Source organism: Butyrivibrio sp. AE2032 (genome assembly GCF_000702965.1).
On the sequence record NZ_JNLF01000005.1, the window covers coordinates 1,875,985 to 1,901,548 of the forward strand.

Consider the following 25,564-nt stretch of genomic DNA (forward strand, 5'->3'; position numbering starts at 1 on the left):
TCTTAGAAACAACCTATAAACATTCGGTAAATAATCAAAAATCTTTATTTCCTACCCCGATGCTTCCTATTATAATTTGAATATTACAGACAAATGAGGGAAGTATCCGTGTATTATGCCAGTATAGGAATAATATCGATAATCATCCTCGTGATCGTCAATTTTGAGGCGCTGAGGAAGGTAAAGGGTTCAAGGGCGAGTGAACTCCGTACTCAATACCGCCGTTTTTTACTGTCGTTGATAGCGTATTTTCTAGTTGATGCATTGTGGGGTCTGTTCTATGAACAGCGGTGGATCGTTGTCGCATATATTGATACGATGCTGGATTTTTCCACAATGGTCCTGTCGGTCGTATTCTGGGTAAAGAGCGTTGTCTTATTTACCGAGAGCAAGAGCAGGCTTTCGAAGATACTATTGTTCGGCGGATGGTTTATATTCCTTTTTGAGCTCCTTATCCTTACCGTCAACCTGTTTGTTCCGATAGTATTCTCTTTTACGGCAGACAAGGAGTACTTGGCGCTCCCGGCAAGGTATATTGCTCTATTCCTGCAGATGATAATGTTCTTTGTTACTGCGATATATTCATTTGTGACAGCGGGCAGATCAGAAGGAATAAAAAAGTTTCACTACGTCACCGTCGGTCTTTCCGGCATCATCATGGCGGTATTTATCGCTCTGCAGATGCTGTTCCCGTTTATGCCGTTCTATGCTCTGGGTTGTCTTTTTGCCACATGTGCGATCCATTCATTCATATACCGGGAAAAAGATATAAAATACGGTCTCGAGATGGAGAATGCCAACCAGAAAGCATACAGGGACGGACTTACGGGCGTTAAGAACAAACTTGCTTACCTTGAGTCATTAAAAGAGCTTGAGCTTCAGACAAAAGAATCTTCGCTGGAAGGATACGGGGTCGTCGTTTTTGACCTGAACGGTCTTAAGGTCATCAATGACACATTGGGACATGATGCCGGTGATGAGTATCTGAAGAGCGCCTGCAGGATCATTTGCGAGCACTATAAGCACAGTCCCGTTTACCGTATCGGAGGTGACGAATTCGTCGCGATCCTCAAGGGAAGCGATTTCGAGAACCGGGAACTTCTAAAACAGAAGTTTGATGAACTGATAGATGAGAATCTCCGCACAGGTTCGGTAGTCATTTCGAGCGGAATGGCTGTTTTCGATCCCGAACAGGACGATAGTTATACCGAGGTCTTCATAAGAGCCGACAAGAGCATGTATGAGCGGAAGACGGCGCTGAAGGCAGTGAGCAGGTAATCACATCAAAACCTGAATAAAAACCAAAGATAAATTGAATATTTTGCCATGGCGTTGTTGTTACAATTATTGCATCAAATACTTATGGTGAGGTGTTCTTATGCTCGATCTTAAGGGTAAATGGGTATTGGTAACCGGTGCTTCAAGAGGCATCGGAAGGCTTGCTTCCAAAGCCATGGCAGACAGAGGCTGCAACCTGATCCTCCAGTCAAGGAACACGGAACATACGGCTCAGCTCGAAGAAGAGCTCATAGCATCAGGCGTCAAATGCCATTCTTTTGCAGCTGACTTAAACGACATCCCTTCAGTTCTGAAGATGCTCGAAAACATTGACGCTTTGGGCGTGGATGTCGATGTAGTACTGAACAACGCAGGACTTCAGATCGCATACAGGACAGATTACTATAAGACTCCGGCAGATGATTTTGCTGTAAGCTTCAACGTCAATACGGTAGCCCCTGCCATGATCTGCTACCATTTCCTTCCGAAGATGACGGAACGCGGCTTCGGACGCATCGTGAATACCACGAGCGGCATAGACAAGGAGCCCGAGCAGGCAGGATATTCCGCTGCAAAGGCAGCGCTCGACAAGATCACAAAGGACATGGCATCGAGACTCGGCGGTACGGGTGTTGCCATGAACCTGACAGATCCCGGATGGTGCAGGACAGACCTGGGCGGCCCCAATGCACCCAACGCGCCCGAGAGCGCCATTCCCGGCGTTATCGTCGGTGCTTTTGTGGATGACACTGTCAACGGACAGATATTCCACGCTCAGGATTTTTCAGGCATGACGCTCGAAGAAGCGGTTGCCAAGGCAAATAATATCTGAAGATACAGCATTCAATAACATAAAGACCGTTTAAGGAGGATCACAATGGAGAATTTCACTTTCTATTCACCCACAAAGTTCGTATTCGGCAAGGGCACCGAGAGTGAGGCTGGAAAGCTCGTCAGGGCTTTTGGAGGTACTAAGGTCCTCATCCATTACGGCGGCGGAAGCGTTGTAAGATCAGGTCTTTTGGACCGCGTTAAGGCCTCGCTCGATGAAGCCGGCATTCCCTATGTGGAATTGGGCGGAGTCAAGCCGAATCCCAGGAGCGGTCTTGTTTATGAAGGTATTGAGCTCTGCCGCAGAGAGGGGATCGATTTTGTCCTCGCAGTAGGCGGCGGAAGTGCCATCGACTCCTCAAAGGCTATAGCGGCAGGCACTGTTTACGACGGTGACTTCTGGGATTTCTACTGCGGAAAGCCCATCGAGAAGGCACTTCCTGTCGGTACTGTCCTCACGATCGCCGCTGCCGGAAGCGAAGGTTCCGGCGATTCGGTCATCACAAAGGAAGAGGGAATGTTTAAAAGAGGCGCGAGCGGCGAAGGGATCAGGCCGAAGTTCAGCATCCTCAATCCCGAGCTCACACAGACTCTGCCTCCTTATCAGACAGCTTGCGGTATTACGGACATAATGGCGCATCTTTATGAGAGATATCTCACCAACTCCAAAGACGTTGAGGTCACGGACCGCCTTATTGAAGCGCTCCTTATCACCATGAAGAATGAAGGACCCAAGGTCATCGCAGATCCCAACGACTATCAGGCACGCGCCAACATAATGTGGGCAGGCACGATGGCTCACACGAATTCCTGCGGCGTCGGCAGATCCCAGGACTGGAACAGCCACAACATCGAGCATGAGCTCTCCGCTCTCTACGACTGCGCCCACGGCGCAGGACTTGCCGTCACGATGCCTGCAGTCTTTAAGTATGTAATGAACCACGATGTTGCCCGCTTTACTCAGGTCGCAAACCGCGTTTGGGGCGTTGAAACCGCCGAAGAGGGCATCGATGCATTTAAGGATTTCCTCATCTCGATCGGCATGCCTTCGACTTTGGGCGAACTTGGCGGTAAGGAAGAAGACATTCCCACTCTCGTTAAGAACCTGTGTTACGGCGACGGCCGCGACGGCACGATCTCGGGCTTTGTCACGCTCAATGAGGACGACTGCACGAAGATCTATCATGCGATGATCTGACGGGATTTTCTGCCGGTGTTTTAACTTTATCCGCGAAATGACTTCCGGAAATATTTCAAGCCCGGATGATCATTCCGCAGGCTTTTCGAAAGCGACCAGACCGCATTCGTACGGATGGTCGAGCAATACGACGTCCTTGCCTTTGGAACTGTACTTAAGTAGTTTCAGTGAGATCAGGAAGTCTCCCGCGCCGCAAAGGATCTGGATCAGGAATATGCTGAGGAACAGGCCGTTCCCGACAAATATCATGGCGATGGACGGGATCACGCCCAATATCGTCATGGGCATGAGGGAGCCGAATATGTACATGGGCTTTGAGAGCGGCACTTTGCATGTGGCATAGGGAGTCACCATCTGGACTATGAAGCCGAATTCTATGTCCTTTAAGTGGTTCGGAGTCCCAAAAGACCAGCAAAGGCCGTGGATGCCCTCGTGTATCAATATGAACAATACCATCGAGCCGAGGAAAATTATCAGGTTTACATAATCCGGCCACGGCAGGTTATCTATGCTTTCAAAGTCGAAATCGTGATTAACAAGCTGATAGATCACATATATGACCAATATGACCGGCAGCGTGACAAGAAGGCCGACAGTATTGGCTTTGGCTATGCTTATCGTCAGGTCGACGCGCTTATAGCCTTTGGAGATCATGTCTTGCTCGATCCTGTCGAAATTCTCTTTGCGTCTCTTTTCGGCCGGCGTCAGTTTTCTTTTGTCGATGCCGACGTTGCCGTCATTGTTTTCGCTCATTTTCTATAAGTTCCCCCGGTTACATAGAACAGAGATAATCTTATCACATAATGAAAAGGCCGTTTTATTCGTACAATTTTCGGCGTTTGTGTCTGTTAAAACCCGCTGTAATGTATCTGTAACAGTGCTTTCAGGTCAATGTAATTTGAGATTCCTATAATCCGCAATAAGTATACCAGCTGTTATTGTGCACGAATGGAGCGGAAAAAAGGTGCGGAAAGAGGATCTGAGCGACTTAAGCCGCAAGGAGCTTGTCGACACTTTATACAACCTGATGAACGAGAACGAACGGGGCATCAAGAAGATCCCCGTCCCGAAACAGGTTGCTGAAGAGAGACGCAGGCTCAGGAAAAGGGCGAGAGTAACCAGGACGATCATTACGACGTTGGGAACACTGACTGTAGTTGCTGCAGTTGCTGTTTTATTGTCCACTTTTCTCTTCACCGCAATACAGGTATCGGGTGACAGCATGGAACCGACTTTATCGGACGGGGACGTGCTCGTTCTGCTCAATGCACATGAATATTCAAGCGGCCAGCTGTGCTGCGTCGCATGGCAGAACAAGCTGCTTATAAAGCGTGTTATCGCTGTCGGAGGCGACAGCGTGGACATAGACAGGGAAGGCAATGTGTCGGTCAACGGTGTGGCGATAGAAGAGCCTTACGTTACCGATAAGAGCCTCGGAGAGTGTGATATCGAGTTTCCCTACACGGTGCCCGAAGGAAGGGTTTTCGTGATGGGTGACCAGAGATCGACATCTATCGACAGCAGGAGCTCGGCGGTAGGAGCCGTCGGGGAAGACCAGATAGTCGGCCGTGTATGGTTCAAGGCATGGCCGTTCGGGAGTAAGTGACATTGAATAAGCGTGTAGAGAATTACATCTTATGGCTCAACAGGCTGAGGGCGGCAAGGAGACGTACAACGGCTCTTGTCCTGGCTTTGTCGCTTGTCGTTTCCGGCAATGTCTTCTGGCTGATGAAGGGTGTCGGTACTGCGTTGGAGGACGAGCCCTCATGCGGTCTTACGGAGCACTCCCATACTGAAGAATGTTATGAGAAGGTCCTTATCTGCGAAGAGGACCACGAGCATACCGATGAATGCTATGAGACAAGGCTCATCTGCGGTATGGAAGAGCATACACACACTGATGCCTGCTATATCAGCGCCGTCCCTGAGCGCGAAAACCAGGCGGACTGGGAGAAGACTCTCCCTCAGTTGACAGGTACATATTCTTCTGATCTCATGGCCTGTGCCGTATCACAGACAGGATATGAGGAGAATGCCGACGGTTACACGAGATACGGCGACTGGTACGGCAACCCCACGGGTGACTGGAACGTCATGTTCGTATCCTTCTGCATGCATTATGCGGGTATCTCAAACGATCAGATCCCTTCAGGCTCAGGATGCTGGGCATGGCAGGTAAAGCTCGAGGAGGCCGGTCTCATCTCAGATATGAGTGTTCTGCCGATGCCGGGCGACATACTGCTCACCGACAATGACGGCGACGGCAAGTACGACCGCGCAGGCATTATCGCCGATGTTGCTGAGGGCATGATAAGCACGATCGAAGGCGACGTTGACGGAAAGGTCGGTGCCTGCTCATACAGTGCTGAAGATGCTGCTTTATTCGGATATGTTTCTGTTAATTCTTTAAATATAAATACAGACGGATCCGTTGATGTTACGGAAGGTGCCGATGCGCAGTCCGAAAACACTGATGCTCAGCCCATGCTTGAATTCTCTGCAACTACAGAGTCCGGCATCGAAGTAAAAGCAACCGCACCCGAGGGTGCTTTCCCCGAAGGCGTTACGATGAGCGCAAGAGATGTCGATGATGAAGATGTCATCTCCAGTGCCGAAAGTGCCGTTGCTGAGGATAAGGTGGTAAAGGGTTCCATCGCCGTCGACATCACTTTCACGGACAGCGAAGGCAATGAGACGGAGCCTTTTGAAGGCTTTGCCGTTGAAGTTAACATCATGATCCCTGAAGAAATGCAGCTCGATGCAGGCGAGTATCAGCTGTTCCACATCGGAGACGAAGGCGCCGAGGAAGTCGAGGGTGCCGTTGTATCACAGTCTGAGGCACAGTTTACGGCTGAAGGGTTCTCGATATATGTTGTTACGGGAACGGGTGAGAAGGATCAGAACAATGTTCACGCGTTCATTGCCAAAAGAGCGGGCATGGACGATCAAGCTGCCGGACATCTGACGCCGGATAATGAATACATACTCAACGACATTAAGTTCCCATATATCCTGCTTCCCGGAGAAACAGTCGAACTGATCGGAACATCCTCCAACGGCGATGCTTATGAATTTGTCGAATACCCGGATAGAAACGGCGGAAATCTCTCGATCACGCAGACTAATGTGGGCGGAAGGGTAACAGCCACCGTTACCGCATTAAGGGCTTGCGAAGTAGCCGTACAGCTGGTCGACGCATATGGAAACGGCATAGGCGATCTTGATGAATCGTGTTTCTCGATCAGGGTATTGCCTATGGAAGATAAGGAAGTGGTGATCGATCTTGATGATCCGAGCTTCCCTCAGTGGACTACGGTTACCTTTGATGTCAATTACCTTGATAAAGTAACCGTTATCGGAACACCTGACGGAGATAACTATCCGTATCTGGATAACGGAGTAAATCCCCAGGGCTGGGTTCTTTCGACTTCAGATACCTGGGACCGTTTCGAAGAGAACGGAAGGAGAGGTTTCAGATTCACGGCTGACAGATACGATCGGAACGGTCAGAATGAGAACACTGTATATTTCATTACCGCGTATGGAGCCAAGGGTGTCAGGATCGTTGAACACTATCCGTACGATGCTTTGTGGTGGGATTACTATAAGTACTTGGACCATGCCGATATTGAGATCGCTGACGGCGGTGTCTATTCGAATACCAGTTTTGAGATCGGTGAGAACGGCGAGATCTTAAAGATCACGACCGAGTACCAGTCTTTCGTAAGCAAGGTCAATTCGTGCACGATAAAGGGCGCTGACGGCAATCCCGTACTGATGTCGCAGGAAGACGAAAACCACGTATTCACAAGGATCGAAGGCTGCACGGGTTTTGAGACCTCCGACTACTGGCACGATCCTGATTTCTATCCTGGTGACTCGCAGTATGAGCTGACCTCGAAATACACCCTCCCTGCCGGATACAGCTGGGATGAACACGAACCTGACATGAGTGATAAACGCTTCCTGTATCAGGATGTAAAGAGTGTCGTTTTCGATGTCGGAATGCATATAGTACCGACGCTGATAACCAAGGAAAAGTGGGATCCTGATCTCAAGGACTGGATTCCTTATCACACGGAAGAATACCATCCGCAGTACGATCAGGACTACTATACCAAGGTAATAGACGGAGTTGCGGATCCGACGCATTATCCGCTGACGGATCCCGAGACCGATACTGATTCGATCATGAAGACGGTCGACAGAGCGATCTTTGATCTCGGCGAGAGATATATCATCGATGCTTACAACAAATGTCCTAACCATTCAGGTCTTGATTTCACGGTCCACGCGAACCTCGCGACTGTAACGTTCGGTGCCACGAAGGAACTTACCAACGGCAAGCTCCAAGACGGCGACTTTACCTTCCTGTTGGTCGATGAGAACGGAAAGGTCGTGTCCAAAGTCAACGACATTAACGGTAAGGTTACTTTCGATCCGATCACCTTCGATGAACCAGGCGTGCACACATACACACTGAAGGAGAAACGCGACGCCGAAGAGCAGGCAAAGATGCCTAATGTGATCTTCAGCGAAAAGGAGTACGTCGTTCATGTAACGATATCCGAGAAGCCGAACTCCGGAGGAATGCTCGAAGCCAACATTGTAGTCGAAGGCGACGATTACTCGTTTAAGTTTATCAACAACGTTAAGTTCAAGATGCCCGATACCGGAGGTGGAGGCATCGTACCATATCTTGCCGTCGGCACGGTACTGATCGGAAGCGCGATCACACTGTTGATGCTCAGACGGCGTAAGGAGGTGGATCTGTGACATTAGATTTTCGAGATAGTAATAAAAAACAAAAAATAAATAACTATGAGAAAGGAACAAAGAAAATGACAAAGACGATGAAAAAGATCACATCCGTTTTCATAGCATTCGTTATGATAATGGCGATGGGCCTTTCGGCATTTGCTGCCGGCCCGTACACGATCACCATTAAAAAGAAGGATACTACTGATAACTCAAAGCATACTTATGAGGTTTATCAGATATTCAAAGGTGACGTAACAACAGACGGAAAGCTCTACAACGTAACCTGGGGTGACAATGTGGACACATCCGATATGAACGCGCTTCTCAATGCAGTTTCCGGTGCAACGGCACTCAACAAGACTCCCGCATGTGCGGATGTCGATGAAGTGCTCGATGCCTTGAAGGACCTTGAAAATGACTCTGCTCCGCTTGACGGTTTTGCAAAAGTCATTTCCGGTTATCTTACAGGCTCGCCCGAGGAGGCAACGCTCAATGCAAATGCCGCCCAGACTACAGTAAGCGTTGATGATTCCGGTTACTACATGGTCGTTGATACGATCACTGTTGACGGCAAACCGAGTGCGATCTCCAAGTTCATGCTCAGGGTTGTCGGAAATGAATCCATTACCATCAACACAAAGGAAGAGATCCCGACACTTGATAAGATCATCGAATCCGCAACAGTTAATGCAAATATCACGGCTGACGGAAAGAAGAACACGGCAAGCGTAGGTGACGACATCAACTACAAGATCTCCACGGCTATCCCCGACCTCAGAGGCAAGGGATATACGGACAAGTATTGCTTTGTAGTAAACGATGAACTGAGCGCAGGTCTCACATACAAGGGCGATTCTGCTCCCACGATCACGATCGCAACATCTCCCGTAACGACACTTACGGAAGGAGCTACCGGCGATTTCACATTCTCAAAGACCGTAAATGGAGACGGAACAACTTCCCTTCAGATCGTATTTGATGCCGCAAAGATGCTCGCGAAGGGTATCAGCGATGATTTCGCAGGCAAGGCCATGACGATAACATACACGGCTACGCTGAACGACAAAGCCGTAGTTACTGATGCAGGAAACCCCAATACCGCAAATCTCGTATATTCCAACAGCCCTTATCAGGACTATTCCGGAAACGTTCCCACAAACAACGAGCCTCACGGCCAGACACCCGATTCAAAGACGATCACTTATACAACACAGGTAGAGCTCAAGAAGGTTGATGCAAACGATACCACCAAGACTCTTGCCGGTGCGGAATTCCAGATCACGGGTCTGTCCAGCAATGTCGTGGTAACAACTGCACAGCGTTATGTTCTCGATAACACTAACGGAACATACTATCGCCTTAAGGACGGTACATATACGACAGAAGCACCTGACGGTACAAATGATGATCTTTATGACACAGGCAAGTATAAGCTCGATATGGTAACGGAGAAGGAAGAACTCGAGGGTACTGAGACTGTCGTTGATTTCGAAGTCGGCGAAAACGGTCTGATCGACCTCTCCCGTCTCGGTGCAGGCACATACAAGATCAAGGAGACAAAGGCTCCTAAGGGTTACGTTAAGAGCGATGTTGAGCATACTCTGGTAATCGCATGCAACCTTTCAGGATCAACTCCTGTTTGGACATACACATTTGACAATACAGACATTACCGCTACTCCGATCTCCATCATGATCGTAGACAACATGAAGACATCCGACCTCCCCATCACGGGCGGTATGGGTACCACACTCTTCTATGTTGCAGGTACAGTACTGATGCTCGCAGGCGTTTCGCTCCTTATCTATAAAAAGAAGAGCGTTAACAAAGGCTGATGAAAGGACGTTGGCTGAGTGTACTTATAGTTGTCTTGCTGGTGGCAGGCGCGGCGCTGCTGCTCTATCCGACAGTCAGCAATTACATTCATTCGAAGCACTCGGCCAGGGTGATAACAGATTACAACACGGTGTATCAGAACACCGAAGAGGAGCGCCGGCAGGAGTTGATCTCCCAGGCTGAAGATTACAACAGCAGGTTATACTCCGCCAATGCTCCGCTCTATAAGCCGTCCGAAGTCACGGGATATAATGACATCTTAGACATTACGGGAACCGGCATTATGGGGTACATTGACATTGATAAGATCGGTGTGGAGATCCCCATCTACCATGGTGTGGATGAGGGAGTACTCCAGATCGGGGCAGGTCACCTGGAGGGCACGAGCCTTCCGGTCGGAGGCGAGAATACCCATTGTGTCCTTTCGGGACACAGGGGACTTCCCTCGGCAAAGCTCTTTACCGATCTTGACGAGATGGAGATAGGTGACAGGTTCACCATCACCGTCCTGGACCGTGTACTTACGTACGAGGTCGACCAGATCAAGGTGGTGCTTCCGGAGGAGACTTCGGAACTGACCATCAGGGAAGGCAAGGATTACTGCACCTTGGTGACATGTACTCCTTACGGGATCAATACTCACAGGCTTCTGGTGCGCGGCGTCAGGGTCGAAGGTGAGAAAGGCAGGACGCCGATCTTCGTATCGAATGAGGCGTTTAAGATCGACAAGACTATCGTTGCGACGGTCATTGCCGTGCCGATGTTCATAGCGGTCACCATAGCGGCGGCAGTTATCGAGAGGAGAAGGAAGAGACATGATGAGAAAACTTAAAAAGTTATGCGTGTCACTGCTTATTGCGCTTGCAGTAAGTATCGTGCCCGTCATGTCCGTTCTCGGCTTCGACATGCCGGATCCCGACAGACCGGTAAGTCTTACCATGACCTTAAAGTCCCAGGGCGACGAAGTGCGTTATGCTTCCGGCGCGGAGATAACACTCTATAAGGTCGCTTCTTGCGAGATCTCGGGAGGCGCTGTGCGTTACACGCTGACCGGTGATTACGCTTCTTCGAAGATCAGTCTTGAGGGCAAGATTACCCAGTCCATGATCGACGACCTGGTCAAATATACTGATGAACACGATATCAGCGGTATTACCAAAAAGACAGATAACGGCGGAAAGATAATCTTCGACGGACTCGAAAACGGGGTATATCTCGTTTCAGCAACATCCCTTCCGGAAGGATTTACTTCTTTTGTTCCTTTTATGTATTTCCTTCCTTATTTCGATGAGGACACATCCGAATGGGTCTACGACGGCGTTGCCGAACCGAAGATATCCTACTATCCGCCTGTTAAGGTCACTGTCAAAAAGGTCTGGAACGATGACGGGAAGTCGCGTCCTGAGTCCGTTAAGATCGAGCTGTCGAACGAAGACGGAGTATACGAGACGGTCAAACTGAATTCAGCCAACAACTGGCAGTACGAATGGACGAACATGCGGGCCGATAAGAAGTGGAGCGTCAAAGAGATCGATGTTCCCGCCGACTATAAGGCCACATATGCTTCGTCAGGTTTTGATTTTACGGTAACCAATACCTCGCAGCTGGTCCAGACGGGACAGGTCAGCTGGCCTGTGCCGGTCATGGTCTTTGCGGGCGCGTTCCTTATATGCGCGGGCATCCTCATCAAGCTCCCCGGAAAGAGGAAAGATGAAGAATAAGCGCAGACTTTTAGGAAACATACTGATAATCACGGGCCTCATCCTGCTCCTCGGAGCAGGAGGGCTCTTTTTCTTTAACATGCTCGAAAACAACTCCTTCGACGAATCCTCCCGCAGCCTCTCGGAGAAGGTGAGGTCTGAGATGGACGCCGAAGCCGGTCCGGAGTCCTCCGGTTCCGAACCGCTGGAGATGGTCAGGGATCAGTCGACGGAGATGAAGACCAAGCAGATAGGTGACGGCGTATTTGACGGCATCCTCGCGATCCCTTCCGCCGATCTCGAAATGCCTGTCTACGACACATGGAACGAAGACTATCTTCACAAGTCCGTCTGCCGTTATTACGGCTCGCCCTACACAGACGACTTTGTCATTGCGGGCCACAATTACAGGAGCGGCTTCGGAAAGCTCAAGACCCTGAAGCCCGGCGACGAGGTGTTTTTCACTGACATGGATGGTGAGATCACCCGCTACATGGTTAAGCAGATCGAAGTCCTCGACGGCACCGATATCGACGGCATGCTCTCGGGCGGATGGGCTTTGTCTCTTTACACCTGCACATACGGCGGAAGCGCAAGGCTCACCGTCAGATGTGAGAAGATCTGATTGTCTCCTTACACCAACAGTCTATAATAAATAAAAAATCTCCGGAGGTGTTTATGAGCAGCATAAGCATTCAGAAGATAAGCATCACTGCTTTAGAGACCGATGCGATAGTCAACGCGGCAAACGATGCCCTCATGATGGGAGGCGGCGTATGCGGCGCGATCTTCAGGGCGGCAGGCGCGATAAAGCTCCAGGCGGCATGCGCGAAGATCGGTCACTGCAAAACAGGCGATGCGGTAATCACTCCCGGCTTCAAGCTTCCGGCAAAGAACATAATCCACGCGGTCGGTCCTGTATGGCACAGCGGAAACAGGAATGAACCCGAGCTCCTTTACAGCGCATACCAAAGGTCGCTTGAGGTCGCGAAAGAGAACGGCTGCCACTCCATCGGCTTCCCGCTCATCTCTGCCGGCATCTACGGTTATCCTAAGGATCAGGCATGGGAGAGAGCGCTTCTTTCCTGCAGGGACTTTATCAGAGATAATCCGGACTATGAGATAGAGATCATTTTCGCCGTGCTCGATGACGGGATCCTGGCATTAGGTCAGAAGATCATGAAAGAACTTGATATCTAAGAACAGGAACAGATGGTAAAATGTATGCTGATCTGGATTTGGGAGGGTGACCTGAAGTGTATTTTCTGATCGAAGAGACGTTGAAAAAAGTGGCCCGTGAAGATATAAAAGGGTCCCGCAAACAGTATGTTGCGGTCCTTACTTCCGAGGAATGGAAAACCAAAAAAGACAGTTTTGAGATGGGCATCGATATCGATCCCGACATCACTGATATCTATACGACCAAGGCAGAAGTCAACTACGATTCCCTCACAGGAACATTTGCCATCCCCGACAGGAAGAACCCGTCAGGCGATGACATGAAGTTTGCTTTCGTGCTGGATGAGAAGGGCATTGTGTTCATAGACGATCACGGTACTGCCATGGATATCATTAACGGCGTCCAGCGCACGAAAAAATGGAAGATGCCGAGCCTTGAGAGATTCCTTTACGACTTCCTTGACCAGATAGTCAGGGATGACCTGAGACTTATGGAGAAGTATGAGGACGAACTCGACTCGATGGAGAAGCAGATAATAGAAGGCGACGAGAACCTTCCTTCAGGCCGTCTCAATGACATCAGGAACGACATCCGCTATCTGCGCATCCATTACGAGCAACTCATAGATCTGGCCCAGGAACTCGAAGAGAATGAGAACGGATTCTTCAAGCTCGAGAACTTAAGATACTTCAGATTGTTTATCAACCGTGCTGAAAGGCTTCATGAGGAATCGCTGTCACTGCGCGACTATACGATGCAGCTTCGAGACCTTTACAAGGCGCATCTGGACATCAAGCAGAACCGCATTATGACCGTGCTCACGGTAGTCACGACCATCTTCATGCCACTGACTCTTATTGTAGGCTGGTACGGAATGAACTTCGTCTACATGCCTGAGCTCAAGTGGGAATGGAGCTATCCCGTCGTCATCATCGCCAGCGTCGTGATCGTTATCGCAAGCCTGCTGTTCTTTAAGAAGAAAAAATGGTTATGATCATTCCGTTCTTTGCTGCTTCGGACAGGTCCTCGACGCCAAAGGCGTCTGCGGAACTCGCAGCTTAAAGAACGGAATAATCATACGAAGACGGGAATAGTCTGTGACGGCGAAGGCTGCAGGTGCTAATTGCCGCGATATGGATAAAATGCATTTTTGAGGGTATTTATCCATATTTTCAGGTGAATTATATGGATAAATCTGGAAAAATCGGGTATTTATCCATATCGTATTGCTTCTGCCGGGAAATGGTCGATTTTTTAATAGTGGACATTGATGCCGCGGTTTTAAGATCAGTTTTTTCCGGGAACCTTTTTCGGGGGTATAATCAGACAAATCCCGCAAAAAAGGAACAGACCCATGATCAACCCGTTCATATCCCTGTCCAACAGGATCTCATGTGCCCTCGACAATAAGAGGGACCTGAAGATATGCGGCGAGAAGCTGGGCGTGTTTGTTCCGTCTCCTTTCGGAGAGGATATCGGTGCGACGGGATGCCAGTCCGCACCTTACAACGGACTTGATATCGTGCTCAGGGACCTGGATCTGAAACCTGAAGATTCATTTATCGATATCGGATGCGGAAAGGGCCGCGCCATAGCATATCTGGTAGGCAACGGGTGTCCTTGCAGGATCACGGGCATAGAGATCAATCCTGAGGTAGCTTCGGTGGCTAGCCGTTGGACAAGGCGTTATCCGAATGTGGAGATAATCGAAGGCGACGCTTTCGGACTGGACTACAACGATTACAACGTGCTGTTCATGTACAGGCCGATGGAAGTCGATGCTTTCATCTGCTTTATAAGCCTGCTCGAAATGTCTCTGGAACACCCCGTTAAGCTCTACTATTACGCTGACGGTCAGAGCGGTTATTACTTAAACGAGAGACCGGGATGGAGCCTTATCGAACGCAGGGAGATATACCGCGCAAGGGGATACTACATTCATAAGATCCCGCAGAGATATTCGGTCTGGACATATACACCTGAGAACTGCTGAATCACCTCATGTTATAATATTCCCGTACGGACGGCTGTTTTGATATGGGGAACACGTTATGAAGCTTCGCAGAAAACTCTTTTCGAGTAAGGATCCTTACGACTTTTCGAAGGCGGAGATCTTTCTTGACGCGTGCAGGGAGAATTACGACCACCTGATCACGCACTGCGATGACTACAAAAAGATCAGCGAAGGACTGGGTATCCGTTCATCCAAAGACATCAACAGGCCTTCCGATATTCCTGTCATTCCGACGATGCTGATGAAGCAGCATGATTTCCGTTCAGGGCGCTATATGGTGATGGCGACGTCATCCGGCACGAGCGGGAAGATGAGTCACGTGCGTTTTGAGTTCGGCGCGCTCATGGCGGCACTGAAGATGTCCATAAAGGTTACGAGATACCACGGCATTATGACGGCAAAGCCCTGCCGTTACATCGTCATGGGTTACAAGCCGCACCGTTCCAACAAGACCGCCGTCGCGAAGACCGCATATCTTACGACATTCCTCGCTCCTGCCATCAGCCGCAAGTTCATCTTAAAGCACACGTCAGACGGGTACAAACCTGATTTCGAGAGCATAGTTGAAGCGCTGAAAAAATACGAGAAGGGCAGGGCGCCCGTGCGCTTCATGGGATTCCCCTCATACACGTTCTTCCTGTTCAGACTGCTGGAGGAAAGAGGGCTTTCCTTTAAGCTTCCGAAGGGCTCGAAAGTAATGCTCGGAGGCGGCTGGAAGCAGTTCTATCAGGAGGCTGCGGACAAGGACACTTTCTATAAACTCGCAAAGAAGACGCTCGATATCGATGAAGAGAATATCGTGGAATTTTTCGGCGCGGTGGAGCACCCGATACTCTATACGGACTGCGCGTACCACCATTTCCACGTGCCTGTATACAGCAACATAGTAATACGCGATCCCGATACTCTGGAGCCGCTCGAAAACGGTCAGACGGGGCTCGTAAATCTCATCTCGCCGCTGTGTACGGCCACGCCGATCCTGTCGGTAATGACGGATGACTTAGGGATCCTTCATGACGGCAGCGAATGCCCCTGCGGCGTGAAGTCGCCGTATCTTGAGATAGTCGGACGCGTCGCTCCCGAAGACATCAAGACATGTGCCGCCGGCGCCGCGGACATCCTTAAGGGGGTGAAGGTATGATCCTCTTTGACGGCAAGACATATGAGAGTTCTGAACAGGACCGCCTTCTCACGGAGCTTGAACAGAAGATACCTGTTATCCTTTCGAAAAAGCAGCTCTCGCCTGAGGTGGTAATAGAAGCTGTTGACTGTCTGCGCGAAGACCTTTTGAAAGGCAAATTCGACAGCCTTCTGGAGTCTTTCCCGGCAGACGTCGTGGACACATACAAGAAGCAGGCGACGGCGCTGCTTTCCAAAGAACACCTGCATAAAAAACTCACTACGGAACTGGGCGACACTGAGGAGTATGTCACGGATCCGATCGACGGCTTTGCTCAGATACGCGTGAAGAAACTGCCGCTCGGAGTCCTCTTCCACATCTCCGCAGGCAACATGGATTTCCTCCCGGCATATTCGCTGGCTGAAGGCCTTATGACAGGCAACATCAACATCGTTAAGCTTCCTTCCGCGGACAACGGGCTGTCGCTGAAGCTCATAATGCAGCTCATCGAATACCGTCCCGAACTGAAGGACTATATTTATGTTTTCGACACAGCATCGACTGACATCCAGGGCATGCGTAAGATGGCGGAGCTTTCAAATGCCATCAGTGTCTGGGGCAGCGACATGGCGATCGAAGCAGTGCGCGGACTTGCACCGACAGGCGCTAAGATAATCGAGTGGGGCCAGAAGCTCGGTTTCTGCTATATCTCCGGGCTCGAAAAGGTCAGCGGCGCAGACAGCGAACTTGAGGGCCTCGCAAAGCACATCGCAACCACCAAGCAACTCCTTTGCAGCAGCTGCCAGGTAATTTATGTGGACACTTCCGACATGAACGTGGTTAAGGCTTTCGCTGCGCGTTTCCTGCCGGTCCTTGAAACCGCCGTCAGCGGAAATCAGACAGAGGAGATCGGCATCCGCGCACGAGACACGCTGGTCTCATATACTCAGAGGCTCAAGAGCTATCTCGGCAAAGAAGAGAAGCAGGGCAACGTGATCCGCGGCAGAGGATGCAGCGTTATCTTATCCGATGACGACCGTCTCGAACTGTCCCCCATGATGTGCAATGTTTTGGTAAAGCCCCTGCCGCGCGAAAACCTCGGCAGGATGCTCTACGATTCAAGATATCATCTTCAGACGGCAGGACTCATCTGCCCGGATGAAGAGCGTGCGGAACTGGCGGACCTGTTTACGAGATGCGGTCTGATACGCGTCACAAAGGGCGCTGACATGAGTGCCTACTTCCCGGGCGAATGTCATGACGGCGAGTACGCGCTAAGCAGGTATGTGAGGATAGTGAACATAGAAGAATGACGGCATTATATCCGCCTGTGACCTATTGGCGGACTGATCTTGAGGAAAACAGAAAAAGGTTTTAGTGAGGATTAACATGGACAACAATGCTGATAAGATAGAGAGATTTAAAACTGAGCACAGGGTCTCCGGATTTACGCTGCACGATAATTGTTACAGTATCCGTTTTTGGATCGACGGAGCAAGTTATCACCTGGTGCCTTATTGTTCCGGCTCCCTCTGTAATTACCCTGATGGGTTTTCCGTTTACAGAAAGAAAAGGAAAGAGGAGAAGGAATACCTGTTTACCTTTCTGGAATTCGTAAGCGATGATTCCACTCCGGAAACTATCCGTTATAACGAAATGCTGCGCAGCCTGAAAAAAGACGATCCGGATATCGGACAGCAGGATTATATCCCGTACATTATCTGGCATATGGCAGAGGAGATGGGCATATAGGTCCCTTAGGCATTTCGCGAAAAGAGACCGCTATTGCTCAGGGTTCGTTCCTTCATTTTTCATCTGTTTTGTTGACCGCTGAAAAAACTTAAAACATAAAATAAGGAGCCGCCCTTGAGACAACTCCTTATTACATTTTGTTTTTTTAGCGCGCTGAATCTTAAAACGAAGAGTTCATTCAGCGTGCTTTGGTTTCCCGGCTTACGGATTCGTGCATACTCCGTTCGCATCGAAATCATAGACCTTTCCGTCTATCTCGATGCTGGTTGAATATGCCATGTCTCCGTTCGTTCCGAACCAGTACCACTTGCCCGAGATCTGGAGCCACTTGGTGGCCATGTATCCGTTACTCTTGAAGTAGTACCAGCTGCCGCGGATCTTCTGCCAGCCGGTCTGCATTACGCCTGATGACGAGAAGTAAAACCAGTAGTTGCCTATCTGCTGCCAACCTGTGAGCATCTCGCCTGATGACTTCAGGTAGTACCACTTTCCGTCCAGTTCCTGCCATCCTGTGAGCATTGCGCCTGATTCTGCGAAGTAATACCATTTGCCACCGATCTCCTGCCAGCCGGTAAGCATCCTGCCGTCAGTTCCGAGGTAGTACCAGACGTTGTTGATCTTCTGCCATTCCTTGCGCATGTCACCTGACTTGGTGAAGTAATACCAGTAGCCGTCAAGCAGCTTCCAGCCGGTCTGCATTACGCCGTTTTCGTCCATGTAATATGTCAGGCCGTCGACTGTCGCAAATCCGGTTACGGCATTACCTTCCTTGTTTATCAGGTACCACTTGCCGTCTTCGTTTACCCACTCAAAATCAGGTCTTTCCACAGCTTCTTCGGTTATATTGAAGGAGATGGTCTTTGTACCTTTATAGTTGCCCTTGCCTGTAACGGTTACGGTTGCAGTGCCTGCATTGATGTTATCGGCATATGCAACAGTGTAATCTGTTCCTGCAACGAGAGTTTTGCTGCCGTCCTTTACGGTAACAGCAGGTGTGATAGCAGAGCCGGTGTATTTCTGGTCAGCGATATCGGATACGGTTGCACCGCTGATGGACTTTGCAACGATCGTGAAGTTCGCAGTCTTCGTTCCAGAATAGTTGCCTTTGCCCGTAACGGTTACGGTTGCAGTACCTGCGTTTACATTGTTTGAATAAGCAACAGAGTAATCCGTTCCGGAAGCGAGCGTCTTGCTGCCGTCTTTAACGATAACAGAAGGAGTGACCGCAGCACCTGTGTAGGTTTGGTTTGCAATGGAGGAAACGGTTGTGCCGCTTATGGACTTTGCAACGATCTTGAAGTTCACTGTCTTTGTGCCTGAGTAGTTGCCCTTGCCCGTAACGGTTATGGTCGCAGTTCCGACATTTATATTGTTGGAGTAAGCAACCGTGTAATCGGTTCCTGACGTCAGCGTCTTGCTTCCGTCTTTAACGGTAACAGAAGGAGTGACCGCAGCACCTGTGTAGGTCTGGTTTGCAATGGAGGAAACGGTTGTGCCGCTTATGGACTTTGCAACGATCTTGAAGTTCACTGTCTTTGTGCCTGAGTAGTTGCCCTTGCCCGTAACGGTTATGGTCGCAGTACCGACATTTATATTGTTGGAGTAAGCAACCGTGTAATCGGTTCCTGACGTCAGCGTCTTGCTTCCCGACTTGACCGTAAATGCAGGAGTTATGGCGGAACCCGTGTATGTCTGGTCGCCGACGGAAGAGATCGTGAAGCCTGTGGTGTCGGCGATGATCTTAAATGTCTTGCTGATAGTTCCCGTGTAGTTGTGTTTGCCGGTGATGGTGACGGTCGCCGTTCCGACATTTACGTTATTTGAATATGAGAGCGTATAGTCAGTGTTGGCGGTGAGCGTCCTGGAACCGTCCTTTACGGTGACTCCGGGCTTGATCGCAGAGCCCGTGTATGTCTGATTGGCGATGGAAGATACCGTCGCACTGCTTATGGACTTGGCAACGATAAAGAATCCGCCGTTCTTTGTGCCTGTATAGTTGCCTGTACCCGTGATAGTGAAAGATGCCGCTCCGATGTCCGTATTGTTTGTATACGTGACAGTGTAATCGGTACCCTCGGTCAGAACCTTATCGCCGTCCTTGAAGGTTACGGCCGGTGTTATTGCCGAACCCGTGTAGGTCTTGTCGGAGATGGTGTTCATGGTCGTGTTTGTGCCTGCGATGCTCCTGGGCGAGATCGTGAACTGTACTGATTTTGTTCCCGTGTAATTGCCCTTGAACGTCAGGGTTGCTGTTGCCGTGCCGGCATTCTTGTTGCCGGTGTAAGCGATCGTGTAATCAGTGCCCGAATACAGATACTTTGTTCCGTCCTTTACTGTCGGTGTCGGTGTCTTTGCAGATCCGTCGTAAGTGAAGGGACCGGGCGTAGATACGGTAACACCGCTTGCGGACTTGGGCGAGATCGTGAAGGTAACGGACTTCGTACCTGCGTAAGTGCCCATTCCGATCACGTTGACCGTAGCCGTGCCGGCATTGGTATTGTTGGAGTAAGAAAGATAGTAGTCTGTGTTCTCCGTAAGCGCAGTGCCGTTGTACTTAACAGTTACGGAAGGCTTAATGGCGGAGCCCGTATAGGTCTGGGCTGAGATCGAGCTTACAGTCGCGTCGGACATCGGCTTTCCGGTGATCCTGAAATATTTGTAGACCGTTCCGGAATAATGTCCCGTACCCGTAATGGTAACCCTTGCAGAGCTCGTTAAGTTAGTGTTGTAGTAGTAGGAGACAGTGTAATCGGTATCCTTTACCAGAGTCTTGGAGCCGTGCTTAACGGTAACGGAAGGTTCTATCGCAGAGCCTGTATAGATCTGGTCCGGAATATCCGCGACAGTTGCGGCATTTGCAATGTTGATACGGTTGATGTAGAAGCTCTTTGAGGAAGTGCCTGTGAGGATCGAGCTGATGCCTGTGATGTTGATCTTGCCATATCCGGGTTCGATGTTGTCGGAATAAGTGACGGTATAGTCGGTTCCTTTCTTGAATTCGATGTCACCGTATTTGAGTGTGAATTCCGGTACGATCGCGGAACCCGTGTAAGTATATGTTCCCGTGACGGTACATGATGTCTGGTAAGCCTGTACGGCAGTGATCTCAAAGGTCAGTTCCTTTGTTCCGGTGTAGTGTGTTCCGATGCCGGTCAGGGTAATGGTCGCCGTGCCGACATTTGTGTTGTTGGAATAAGCAACCGTATAGTCAGTGCCTTCCTCGAGAACTACAGAACCGTTCTTAACGGTAAGCGTCTGTGTTATGGGAGAACCGGTATAAGTCTTTCCGTAGACATAACAGTAGATACCGGACATCTGCTTTTTTACGACTTTAAAGGTTACGGTCCTTGTTCCGGTATAGTTGCCTGTGCCGGTGATCTTGGCCGAAGCCGTGCCGGGTTCGATGTTATTTGAATATTCGACGGTATAATCCGTTCCTTTTGTGAGATACTTTGAGCCGTTCTTTATCGTGAAAGAAGGAGTGATCTCGCTGCCTGTGTACTGTTGGTCCGCGATGTCGCTTATCGTGAGATTGCTGACCGACTGCGCGACTATCTTGAACGTAGTGCTCCTCTCGCCCTCAAAGCTGCCGAGTCCGGTTATGGTGACGCTTGCTGTGCCTATCGCGGTATTGCCGGAATAAGCAAGCTTATAGTGCGTTCCCTTGGTGAGTGTCTGGCCCTTATAAGTCAGGGTAACATCCGGTGTGACCGAACTGCCTCCGGCGTAATTCTGTGAAGGGATCGTTGCCAGAGTGCATGAGCTGAGATTTGCTTTGTTGATCGTAAAGGTGATCGACCTTGTTCCGGAGAAATTACCGGTGCCCTGTACGGTCACGCGCGCGTTCGTGCCCGCCGCCGTGTTGTTGGAATAGCCGGTTATCGTATAGTCGGTGTTCTCGACCAGTGTCTTGCCGTTGCATGTGATAACAGGCTTCGGAGTGGCGGCAGTCCATGCGAAATCACAGTTTGCGACCGAGCACTGTACATAGGTGCTGTTGGTCAGAGGCATGGCGTTCCCGGTTACCTTGACATCGGTGGTGTAGGTCTTGCCGCCGAAAGTAACGGTAGCCGTCAGCGTTGTCTGGCCGGTACCAGTGAACGTAAACTTTGAATTGTTCTGGATGGTCGCTATGGAAGTGTTATTTGACTTCCAGGATACCGTGTACTCGCTTGAGGAAAGAGGTATTCCTTTTCCGAATGTACCGAGGGAAGTAGCGACGTTAGGGTCTTTCTCGAAAATATAGTAAGCCGATATTTCAGGCAGGTCTCTCTGCGTGCTGTAGTATCCGGAATAAGTAGTGGTCGATGCGACGACCTTTACCTTGGCGGAGTCGGTATCGATCTTGACGCTTCCCGTCTTTGTGCCGTCAAAGGCTGCGGTAGCCGTGGAATTGGTATTCTTGTAACCGTATTCCTGAACCCAGTAATGCTGACCTTCGTAGTAAACATGCGCGATTCCGATCGCGGTGTAAGACTTGCTGAGCATGGCCCTTCTGTGGCCCTGGCCGCTGTAGTCGTCGTTGTTTTCCTGCCACTGGACGAAGGTGCCTTCTGCGGTGGGATATCCTCCCGCGCAGCACTCGCCCTTGCTGGATGTTCCGTTATAGGTGCATGTGTAGCAGGATGTCTTGTCGGGACGCTCGTGAGCGAAATAGATGGCTACCTCGTAAGCGCGCTGAAGTGCGATCTGCTCGAGATTGTAGTCGTAAGTATATGCCGGCAGGACGCCGAGGTTGACTTTCTGATTGCTGGAGTCGTACTGCCAGGCTTCACCGCTGGTACGCCAGTCGTTGATCATCTGGAGCATCGATCTGGCTCCGGTGGTGTCGACTTCGTACGTCAGGTTGAATGTGCGGTAGGTTGCCGCCGATACATTGCCTGAGAACAGGACGAGGACTAAAAGAACAATAAGAAGGGGACGTAATTTGCGCATAAGGATACCTCCGCAACACGTGAATAATATTTTTATTATAGCCGCGGCAATCCAAATATCCATTCCATTAATCGGACACGTCCCTGTTTTCAGGCGGAAGGGGAGGATACTGTCTGTAAAAACATCAGAAGGGCTGCCCCGCAAAGTGAGGATCCACTTTTTGGGACAGCCCTGCATTAGGGAATCTATTCGATTGTAAGGAGACAATCAGCCGTGTGTTCTGCCAGACTGCCCGTCGGAAGGCCATTGGGGATAATCCGACTCTCCGTCGGGCTTATCCTGGGACCAGTCAGGCCATTCGTAGTTATATTCCTGGCCACGCTTGGTTTCGGTTTCGGTATCATTTTCGGGAAGCGCGGACTGCGTCTTAACGCCGAGCTTTACCTTGAGTTCTAGGGTCTCGCCGTCACGGATGACGGTGAAGATCATCTTGTCGCCTTCCTTGCCCTGTGAGATCAGGGAATAGAGGTCATTGTAACTTGTCATCTCTTTGCCGTTGACGGCTGTGATGATATCGCCTGCCTTGAGTCCGGCTCTTTCGGCGGGGCTGTCCTCTTCGACGCTGTGGACAGTCAGTCCGGTCTCACCGTCAGTCTGGTAATCGCTTGACATGTTGTAGAGGGTTATGCCTACATATGTCTTTTCGATATAGCCCTTCTCGATGATCGAAGTGATGATGTTGCGGACGCTGTTGACGGGGATCGCAAAGCCGATGTTGTCGATCGAGGCGCTCGTGGAATCGCCTGAATATTTCGCGTTGGTGATGCCTATTACTTCACCGTGGGAATTGAAGAGCGCGCCGCCGGAGTTGCCTGAGTTGATCGCGCAGTCGGTCTGGATGAGATTCATTGATTTGTTTTCGATGGTGATGTTGCGGTTGAGAGCGCTTACGGAACCTGTTGTCAGGGAGAATGTCAGTTCACCGAGAGGGTTGCCGATCGCGACTACGGAATCACCGACATTCAGCTCATCCGAATCACCTAAGACTGCAGGAGTGAGATCTTCCGCATCGATCTTCAGTACCGCAATGTCGTTGCTCTCATCGTAACCTATGAGCTTTGCGTCGTATGTCTTGTTGTCGTAGGTTGTGACTTTGATGTCATTGGCGTCTTCGACAACGTGATAGTTCGTTACGATGTAGCCGTCAGCCGTAAGTATGAAGCCCGAACCGGCTGCCGCGGCTGTTGTGGTATATCCGAAATAATTCGTTGATATAGAAGTCCTTATTCCGACAGTCGAATTGACGTTCGCAGCATAGATCTGGGCGGGCGTGAGCTCGGCATCTGTGTTGACATAGGACATGTTGAGAACGGTGCTGTCGCGCTGTCCGACGAGTATCGTGGATTCATCATTGAGGCTGCTTGTCTTTTCGATCTCCTCATTTCTGAATGTGCCGGCAAAGGCCATGGCTCCAGCGCCTGCCGCGCCGCCTACCAGGGAGCAGCAGAGTGCGAGTGCGACCACTTTGGCCGCACCGCCTTTTTTCTTTTGGGGAGGGTTTACCTGTGTTATCTGCTGAGGTACAGTGACATTATTCTGTGACTGGTCAAAAGTATTAACCGGGTTTATACCCGTAAGATTATTATTTTCCATGTTATTCCTTCCTTTCCCTTTGAGGATCTGCCAACATTATTCGACCGTTACTTAAAATCAACTTTAAAAAATGTGTGGCAAAGAAGGGGTTCTTGAGATCATTTGCGGATACAAGGAAAAAGCCGCGATCACAGCTCCGTTTACGGAAAGAGCCGCTGCAGATAACCGCCGGACATGTTAACCATCGGCTTTCACGGAAACGTCACGAAAAGAGGTTCAATAGTGCGATGCCGAAAAGGATCAGTGACCGAGGTTCTGCAGGAACTGAATGAGTTGCACGAACAGCATGTACAGTATGCGCGTGGCGACGATACCGCCGGCTATGAGTCCGAATGTCATGAAGAACTTCTTGTAGGATTTCGGCCATATGCCGTCGATATAACCTGTCTGTCCGTTGATGAGGACCTGATAGATCTGATCGTGGTAATTGAATGACGTTATCCAGATGGGGGCTAGAATGTATTTCGCGCGGATGTTCGTCGCTTCGGGTTTCATGTCCAGTCTGTCTGACGTGTTGGCATCTTCCTGTTTGAGTATCTGGTTTTTTATCCTCTCATAGATAGTGCCCATGGCCGTCTGCCATGCCGTCGGGGCATCGATCGTGTAGCTCTCGGACCAGAATCCCGCAAGAAGATTCGGGTCGTATCTCTTTGTGAAATTGATGTCGAATTTTGAGACACCTTTCCAGAAGGAATCCTTCTCGAGACGGCTGCTCGCGAGAAGAGTCAGATCCTTGACGGGCATCTTGCAGACGCTGTCCGCTTTGTGCCACTTGATGTACCTGTCATCTCCGCTGCCGTAGTATTTGCCGAACTTACCCTTATAAGGAGTGTATGTATCACAGTCGAAGACCCAGTACGGGATGTACACGCCGACGAGGTTTGTGATCTCCGTGTTCTTTGTTAAGTCCATCGGGGCGAGTCTTCTGGCTGAAAGCCAGTTCTTAAATATCTCCTGGGCCTCGTCCTTGCCGATCTTGAAGGGGATGACTCCTGTCGGCTCGAGTATCCCGCTCTCGCAGTTGGACACGGTTATGGAATTGGAACCGCAGAAAGGACAAAGACCTGAGATCGCACTCTGATCAGCAGAGAACTGACCGCCGCAGGTTCCGCAGACGATCTGTTTATTTGTTGTCTTAAGCAGATGGCTCCCTGTGCCGTTCTGGAGATCCTGAAGCCAATAACCGAGACCCGGAGCTGCGGGGATGGTGTTTATCTTGACATTGCTTCCGCAGAAGCTGCAGACCAGTCCGCCGGTGGAAGGATCGTACGCAAGTGTTGCGCCGCATGAAGGACACTTGTTGTCCGTGAAATTCTCGTTTGCCATATCCCTTACTCCTTAACCCTTTTCACTTTACCTTATTCCA

Annotated in this window: 19 protein-coding genes; 15 read left to right on the forward strand and 4 right to left on the reverse strand. The window is 50.1% G+C overall.

Features of this window, described 5'->3' with window-relative positions:
• Nucleotides 1-108 precede the first annotated feature (108 nt).
• The 3 genes from BO18_RS33610 (at nt 109) to BO18_RS25870 (ending at nt 3,307) form a co-directional block, all read left to right on the forward strand.
• The gene (locus BO18_RS33610; protein WP_051689179.1) at nt 109-1,278 is read left to right on the forward strand and encodes a GGDEF domain-containing protein; all 1,170 of its coding nucleotides are present in this window, start codon (nt 109-111) and stop codon (nt 1,276-1,278) included.
• Between the two features lie 100 nt (nt 1,279-1,378).
• Nucleotides 1,379-2,110, forward strand: coding sequence for an SDR family NAD(P)-dependent oxidoreductase (locus tag BO18_RS25865; RefSeq protein WP_034450602.1), 732 nt, complete (start codon nt 1,379-1,381; stop codon nt 2,108-2,110).
• A 45-nt stretch (nt 2,111-2,155) separates the two neighbouring features.
• Entirely contained in the window at nt 2,156-3,307 is a 1,152-nt protein-coding gene (locus BO18_RS25870) for an iron-containing alcohol dehydrogenase (protein WP_034450603.1), read from the forward strand.
• A 69-nt stretch (nt 3,308-3,376) separates the two neighbouring features.
• On the opposite strand, the gene BO18_RS25875 is transcribed toward BO18_RS25870, so the two are convergent.
• Nucleotides 3,377-4,060, reverse strand: a complete 684-nt coding sequence (locus BO18_RS25875) for a DUF3267 domain-containing protein (RefSeq protein ID WP_051689180.1) — start codon at nt 4,058-4,060, stop codon at nt 3,377-3,379.
• A 211-nt stretch (nt 4,061-4,271) separates the two neighbouring features.
• On the opposite strand from BO18_RS25875, the gene lepB reads away from it, so the two are divergent.
• The 12 genes from lepB (at nt 4,272) to BO18_RS25935 (ending at nt 17,670) form a co-directional block, all read left to right on the forward strand.
• Nucleotides 4,272-4,913 (forward strand): signal peptidase I, encoded by a 642-nt coding sequence (gene lepB, locus BO18_RS25880; RefSeq protein ID WP_242856607.1) that lies wholly within the window; start codon nt 4,272-4,274, stop codon nt 4,911-4,913.
• A 2-nt stretch (nt 4,914-4,915) separates the two neighbouring features.
• On the forward strand, nt 4,916-8,083 hold the full coding sequence (locus tag BO18_RS25885) for a Spy0128 family protein (protein ID WP_034450605.1): 3,168 nt from the start codon (nt 4,916-4,918) through the stop codon (nt 8,081-8,083).
• A 65-nt stretch (nt 8,084-8,148) separates the two neighbouring features.
• Nucleotides 8,149-9,903: a SpaH/EbpB family LPXTG-anchored major pilin gene (locus BO18_RS25890; protein WP_034450607.1), complete on the forward strand. Its 1,755-nt coding sequence runs from the start codon at nt 8,149-8,151 to the stop codon at nt 9,901-9,903.
• On the forward strand, nt 9,903-10,736 hold the full coding sequence (locus BO18_RS25895) for a class C sortase (RefSeq protein WP_034450610.1): 834 nt from the start codon (nt 9,903-9,905) through the stop codon (nt 10,734-10,736). Before BO18_RS25890 ends, BO18_RS25895 begins: the two co-directional genes overlap by 1 nt.
• Nucleotides 10,720-11,625 (forward strand): Cna B-type domain-containing protein, encoded by a 906-nt coding sequence (locus BO18_RS25900; protein WP_034450612.1) that lies wholly within the window; start codon nt 10,720-10,722, stop codon nt 11,623-11,625. Before BO18_RS25895 ends, BO18_RS25900 begins: the two co-directional genes overlap by 17 nt.
• Entirely contained in the window at nt 11,615-12,229 is a 615-nt protein-coding gene (locus tag BO18_RS33615) for a sortase (RefSeq protein ID WP_051689181.1), read from the forward strand. The genes BO18_RS25900 and BO18_RS33615 overlap by 11 nt, the downstream gene beginning before the upstream one ends.
• Before the next feature lie 53 nt (nt 12,230-12,282).
• Entirely contained in the window at nt 12,283-12,804 is a 522-nt protein-coding gene (locus BO18_RS25910; RefSeq protein ID WP_034450615.1) for a macro domain-containing protein, read from the forward strand.
• Nucleotides 12,805-12,860: 56 nt separating this feature from the next.
• Nucleotides 12,861-13,778 (forward strand): magnesium transporter CorA family protein, encoded by a 918-nt coding sequence (locus BO18_RS25915; protein ID WP_034450618.1) that lies wholly within the window; start codon nt 12,861-12,863, stop codon nt 13,776-13,778.
• A gap of 360 nt (nt 13,779-14,138) precedes the next feature.
• Nucleotides 14,139-14,777, forward strand: coding sequence for a class I SAM-dependent methyltransferase (locus tag BO18_RS25920; RefSeq protein ID WP_034450620.1), 639 nt, complete (start codon nt 14,139-14,141; stop codon nt 14,775-14,777).
• A 58-nt stretch (nt 14,778-14,835) separates the two neighbouring features.
• Complete coding sequence (locus BO18_RS25925; protein WP_034450622.1) at nt 14,836-15,939, forward strand: LuxE/PaaK family acyltransferase; 1,104 nt, start codon at nt 14,836-14,838, stop codon at nt 15,937-15,939.
• Nucleotides 15,936-17,231: an acyl-CoA reductase gene (locus BO18_RS25930; protein ID WP_034450624.1), complete on the forward strand. Its 1,296-nt coding sequence runs from the start codon at nt 15,936-15,938 to the stop codon at nt 17,229-17,231. Before BO18_RS25925 ends, BO18_RS25930 begins: the two co-directional genes overlap by 4 nt.
• 76 nt (nt 17,232-17,307) lie before the next feature.
• A complete protein-coding gene (locus BO18_RS25935) occupies nt 17,308-17,670 on the forward strand; it encodes a hypothetical protein (protein ID WP_034450626.1) in 363 nt (120 codons plus the stop codon).
• 201 nt (nt 17,671-17,871) lie between these two features.
• On the opposite strand, the gene BO18_RS33620 is transcribed toward BO18_RS25935, so the two are convergent.
• From BO18_RS33620 to BO18_RS25955, 3 genes are all read right to left on the reverse strand, one after another.
• Nucleotides 17,872-22,605, reverse strand: a complete 4,734-nt coding sequence (locus BO18_RS33620) for a CAP domain-containing protein (RefSeq protein WP_051689182.1) — start codon at nt 22,603-22,605, stop codon at nt 17,872-17,874.
• A gap of 207 nt (nt 22,606-22,812) precedes the next feature.
• Complete coding sequence (locus BO18_RS33625) at nt 22,813-24,198, reverse strand: S1C family serine protease (protein ID WP_051689183.1); 1,386 nt, start codon at nt 24,196-24,198, stop codon at nt 22,813-22,815.
• Nucleotides 24,199-24,438: 240 nt separating this feature from the next.
• Nucleotides 24,439-25,524 (reverse strand): TFIIB-type zinc ribbon-containing protein, encoded by a 1,086-nt coding sequence (locus BO18_RS25955; protein WP_034450628.1) that lies wholly within the window; start codon nt 25,522-25,524, stop codon nt 24,439-24,441.
• Nucleotides 25,525-25,564 lie beyond the last annotated feature (40 nt).